This is a genomic window from Vibrio sp. 10N.261.51.A3 (assembly GCF_041471965.1).
Taxonomy (GTDB): Bacteria; Pseudomonadota; Gammaproteobacteria; order Enterobacterales; family Vibrionaceae; genus Vibrio; species Vibrio crassostreae_C.
Genome location: NZ_JBFRPK010000117.1, coordinates 1 through 2,983, shown reverse-complemented (window position 1 = coordinate 2,983; position 2,983 = coordinate 1). Strand labels below are relative to the sequence as shown.

Annotated in this window: 2 protein-coding genes; both read right to left on the bottom strand. The window is 45.2% G+C overall.

The window, feature by feature from the left end:
* Positions 1-252: 252 nt before the first annotated feature.
* On the bottom strand, positions 253-1,461 hold the full coding sequence (gene gltS / locus AB4371_RS21490) for a sodium/glutamate symporter (RefSeq protein WP_017061004.1): 1,209 nt from the start codon (positions 1,459-1,461) through the stop codon (positions 253-255).
* 70 nt (positions 1,462-1,531) lie between these two features.
* Positions 1,532-2,983, bottom strand: a 1,452-nt coding sequence (locus tag AB4371_RS21485; protein ID WP_372150642.1) for a bifunctional aspartate transaminase/aspartate 4-decarboxylase, incomplete at its 5' end; no start/stop codon positions are given.

Below are 2,983 nucleotides of genomic sequence, written 5' to 3'. Positions count from 1 at the left end.
CTTAAGATCCTGTCTATGAATAATCACCCATACTGGCCGTTTCTATCTGAGATCCAATTAGGAAACAAAGCCGATTTAACCCGTCCATTGAACTCGCGGTAAAATCATCGAAATAAGCTAGTGATCTGAACCAGCGGAACTGGACACCTTTCAAACCGTCACTCCTCTTCTGAATATAGTTTTTGATGTCTTGAGTAAATTTTAAAGTCAAAGTACTGAACTTTGGTAATCCCCTTTGATGGGGAAGATCCATCAAGACATGAAATGTAAGAATGTCTCTATAACGATTAGGTTTGAGAGATCGATAAAGAACGCACCAATTAACGGCACGATAAAATACGCTTGTGGCGATGGGCCGTAGTAACCCGTGATACCATTCATATTGAGCATGGCTGTCGGTGTCGCACCCAAACCAAAGCCCGCATGACCACTTGCCATCACCGCGGCATCATAATTTTTACCGAGTAGCTTATAGGTAACGGACGTAACAAACACAATAGTAAACAATGTTTGAATCGTTAGGATAACCACCAGCGACAACGCCATATCAAACAGCTGCCAAAGTTTGATTTCAAGCAATGCCATAGATAAGAAGACACTTAGGGCAATTGAGCTTAAACGTGCCACTTCGACCATCGCAATCTTGGCAGGTTTGCTCTCGCTAAATAGTGTTGAGAATAGTGCACCAACAAATAACGCATAGACGAAATTTGGCACCATGTTCAGCCAATGCACATCGAGCACAAGCACTAAACTATGTAGCATTTGGCTGAGCTCAACACAGCATGCTAAAAGAACAACGCTTCCGATGCCATGTAGTACATTGCCCTTAGTCGGCATGTGATGGGCCTTTTTGTGTTCCACATCTGCTGCATGTACGTTCGGTGTTGAAAGTTGATTTTTTTCAACCAAATACGTGCCTAAAGGCGCTCCGATAATACCGCCAATCACAAGACCAAAAGTGGCACAGGCCATCGCGATTTCGAGTGCATTATCGACACCAAAATGGTCATGAAACATCGACGCCCATGCAGCACCTGTACCATGCCCACCTGATAGGGTGATAGAGCCCGTCATCAGTCCTAGCTTAGGATCCAGCCCTAAGAACGAGGCTGCAGCGACACCAATAGCGTCCTGAAAAATAATATAAACAACGGCGATTCCGAGAAAGACAACGAACAAGCGTCCACCTTGGAATAGCTGCTTGATATTTGCGCTTAAACCAATGCCTGCGAAAAACATCAGCATCAACGTCTCTTTATAAGGAAGTTCAAATTCGAACTCCATTCCCATGCGATATAAGCAAGTAGTAATTAAGGCTGCGATGCACCCACCAATCACCGGCCCTGGGATATGATATTTACTTAATATTGGTGTGTGTTTTTTGGTTACCTCACCAAACAACAACATCAAGAGTGCCAAAATGGCAGATTCAACGGCATTTACAGAAATTACATTCATTATCACGACCTAAACAACCGAATAAAAAAGCCCCGACTTGACGGGGCTTATATTTTCTAGCAACTACGAATTACGCAGAGAACTCTTGGAAGTACTCATCCAACACAGTGCGTGTTGCACGGCCAATTAGCTCGTACTCGTGGTGAGTAAGGTTCGCTAGTGATACGCGTACTGAGGCGTGTACTGTGTCGAAACCTTTACCAGGTAGTAAGATGACGCCAGTTTCGTGAGCAAGACGGAATAGGAAGTCTTTACCTTTCTCGTTAGCTTTGAACCAGTCGACAAACTCTTGACCGTAAAGTTTGCCACCTAGCGTGTCTAGCTCTAGGAGTGTGTAGTAATCCACACGGTCTTTGTTCTCTTCGATTTCTACACCCATGTTTTTGTAAAGCGTTGTGTAGCGCTCACGGATGATGCGTTTGCAAGCGGCTTTGTAGCGACCTTCTGAGTCCATTAGACAAGTTAGAGCAAACATCGCCATTTGTACTTGTTGTGGTAGAGACAGACCTGCAGTATGGTTCAAGGCTACGCTGCGGCTATCAGCAACGATACGGTCGATGAATTTGATGTCACGTGGCTCTGGAGTTAGCGTTTTGTAACGGTCGTCCAATTGGCACTGTGTCGCTTCACTGAATGAGCGAAGTGTATCGTCGAACACGTTCTCATCGTGAATACCGATAGTGCCTAGACGCCAGCCTGTTGCACCAAAGTACTTAGAGAACGAGTAAACACAAAGTGTGTTGTATGGTAGTTTTGCAAATAGAGAAACGAAGTCATCGGCAAATGTACCGTATACGTCATCAGTGATGATGAATAGGTCACTGCGTTGCTCATTCACAAAGTTTGTTAGGTTCTCTAGAGTCTCGTCAGAGAATTTCACTGATGCTGGATTAGCAGGGTTAACGACGCAAAGTAGTTTGATGTCTGTATCTGCCAGTTTCTCGATTTCAGACATTGGAAGCTGCCAAGTGGTCTCATCAAGACGCAGTTCAACGATCTCTAGTTCGTACTCAGAAAGCTCTGGGATTTCTAGGTAAGGGGTAAAGATTGGCGTGATTAGCGCAACTTTGTCACCTTTTTTCAATAGACCATTGTTGAACATGGTTGCGAACGTGTACGTCATTGACGCAGTGCCGCCTTCTGTTGCGAACAGGTCAAAGTTAGTCGTCATTGGCATTGGGCCGTACATCTCTTCTGCGATGTATTGTTTAACCACTTTCTCGATGTTCACTAGCATACGTGGTGGCACTGGGTAGTTACACGCAAGGTAAGCCAGTACTAGCTCGTTTAGGAACGCTTGTTTTTCGATGCCTAGACGGTCTTTTGCGTAGCTTAGTGCACGACGTAGGAAATCAACGCCTTTGTCTGTTGCATATTGGCTTGCGAACGTGTCGAAACGCTCAACGATGCCGACGCCATCAGGGATACCACCGAAATCACCACCTAGGTAAGCGTAGTTACGCTCTGCTTCTGCTACCGCAAACTCACCAAGACGGATGAATGCTTTACGAGGTAGCGTTGC